A 2140-nucleotide genomic window follows, 5' to 3' on the forward strand; every position below is an offset into this window, starting at 1 on the left:
CGAGATACGCGCCGATCTCCACCTCAGCCTGCTTCAACTCGCCTGCAGCATCATCTGCTTGAGACGCCTCCGAACCTCATTCTGAAACGATCAGTTAGGGACGTCATCCCGCTGTCTCGCTCGCGCCTGGTGGAGGCGGACCTTGGTGCGGTTGCCGCAGCGGGACATGGAGCACCAGCGCCGGTTGTGGGCGGGTGAGCGGTCGACGAAGCGCAGCCCGCAGCGGTCGGAGCCGCAGACGCGTATCCGTCGGATCTCGGTGGAGAGAAGCAGGTCGATGGCGTCCTGAGCGATGAGCCCGAGGGCGTTTTCCCAGTGGGCAGCCAGGCCGGCGGTGCCCGCGCGCTCCAGGCGTCCCCCTGTGACGACGAGTTGGGGGGCGGGCCTGGGGGCGGCCGCCGACGATCGGTTGAGGATCGCCACGTCCTCGGGCGCGGGCAGTCCGCCGTCGGCGACGGCGAGCACCGCCCGGTCGACCGCCTCCCGCAGTCGCCGTCCGGATGCGAGAACGGCCTCTGTGAGGGGGGCGGGGGTGTCCGGTTCGAGCAGGCCGGCCTCGTGAAGCCAGCGCGTCAGGTCGTCCGGCTCTCGGAGGGTCTCCTCGGGAGTGGTCCTCCACCGGTGCCGGAGGGTGTTGACGAAGTCCAGGCAGACCCGCCCGCCGTCCCAGATCCACACGTCGTCCATTGTCACAGCTCCATTGTGCACGCTAGCTTAACCCCCTGAGGCAGTTAGTTGGATTTTTCGAGGAGGATCCTCATGGGACATCTGGCAGTGACGACTGGTGTGACGCGGGTGGACGGGGTCCGCCTGCATTACGTGCGAGCGGGTTCCGGCCCTCTTCTCGTCCTGCTCCACGGCTGGCCGCAGACGTCTCTGTGCTGGCGCCCCGTCCTCGCGGAGCTCGCCGCCGACTACACCGTCGTCGCTCCCGACCTGCGCGGATACGGGCTGAGCGACAAGCCCGTATCCGGTTACGACAAGCGGCGGATGGCCGCCGACATGGCCCACCTCGTGGAGGCACTGGGCTTCGAGCGGGCGGCAGTCGTCGGCCACGACCGCGGCGCCCGCGTGGCGCACCGCTGGGCACTGGACCGCCCGGATCAGGTGGAACGGCTCGCTTTGCTTGACGTGGTGCCGACCCGGGAGATGTTCCGCCGACTGGACGCCTCGGTCGCCTCCGGCTACTGGCACTGGCTGTTCCATCTCCAGCCCGATCTGCCGGAGCGCCTCGTGGGGCATGACGTCCGCGGGTATCTGGAGTACTTCTACGAGCGGTGGACCTACAACCGCCACGGGCTGGCCCCCGAAGCGGTTGATGCCTACGTCGAGGCGTTCTCCCGCCCGGGCGCCCTGCGCGCGGGCTTCGACGACTACCGCGCCCAGGAACAGGATCTCGCCCTGGACGACGCGGACTACGCGGCGGGCCGCCGCCTGGCCATGCCGGTGCTGGCGCTGTGGGGTTCCGTGGGGCTGCCGGCCCGTCTGCCGGCACTGGAGATCTGGCGCGCGTACGCGGAGGACGTCAGCGGCGCGGAGATCCCCGAATGCGGCCACTTCATCGCGGAGGAGCGCCCCGAGGCCCTGGTGGAGCATCTGCGTGGCTTCCTGGCCGGCGAGACGATCCGGTGACACCGCAGGCGCCGCCGCCGTGGCAGAGCCTTCCGCCGCTCCTCCCGCGCGGATTCGCCGCGAATCTGTCCCTGCTGTTCACCGAGCACCCGATTCTGCACAGGCCTGCGGCGGCCCGAGCCGCGGGATTCGATCGCGTCGAGTTCTGGTGGCCGTCCGGCACGGACCCGGCTCCGGATGGGAAGACCGTCGGGGAGTTCGTGGCCGCGGTGCGTTCCGCCGGTGTGGAGCTCGTCGCGCTGAATCTGTTCGGCGGCGACATGCAGCACGGCGAGCGTGGAGTGCTGTCCCACCCCGAACACACGGCGCGGTTCCGGCGCAGCGTGGACATCGCTACGGAGATCGGCGAATGCCTGGGCACCCGCTTGTTCAACGCCCCTTATGGGCACTGGCGGCCGGACCTCCAGGTGAGCGCACTACCCGTCGATGCTCCGCCTCGCCGCGCTGCTGGGTGCAGATGATCCGGAGAACATCGCGGCCGAGGCCTACTACCAGATGTACCGGAAGT

2 protein-coding genes and 2 pseudogenes are annotated in these 2140 nt (G+C 69.6%); 3 read left to right on the plus strand and 1 reads right to left on the minus strand.

All coding sequences use genetic code 11. The features are described from left to right. Positions 1-90: 90 nt before the first annotated feature. Positions 91-687, minus strand: a complete 597-nt coding sequence (locus AB0K02_RS33975) for an ABATE domain-containing protein (RefSeq protein WP_365996464.1) — start codon at positions 685-687, stop codon at positions 91-93. A gap of 72 nt (positions 688-759) precedes the next feature. Between AB0K02_RS33975 and AB0K02_RS33980 the strand changes: the two genes are divergently transcribed. The 3 genes and pseudogenes from AB0K02_RS33980 to AB0K02_RS33990 all read left to right on the plus strand — a co-directional run. After that, entirely contained in the window at positions 760-1632 is an 873-nt protein-coding gene (locus AB0K02_RS33980) for an alpha/beta hydrolase (protein WP_365996463.1), read from the plus strand. Further along, positions 1548-2012, plus strand: a pseudogene (locus AB0K02_RS33985) (hypothetical protein); the annotation flags it as partial. The gene AB0K02_RS33980 and the pseudogene AB0K02_RS33985, both read left to right, overlap by 85 nt. A gap of 34 nt (positions 2013-2046) precedes the next feature. Continuing rightward, a pseudogene (locus AB0K02_RS33990) lies at positions 2047-2140 on the plus strand (SigE family RNA polymerase sigma factor); the annotation flags it as partial.

Origin of the sequence: Streptomyces sp. NPDC049597, from assembly GCF_040675505.1 — a bacterium.
Taxonomy (GTDB): domain Bacteria; phylum Actinomycetota; class Actinomycetes; order Streptomycetales; family Streptomycetaceae; genus Streptomyces.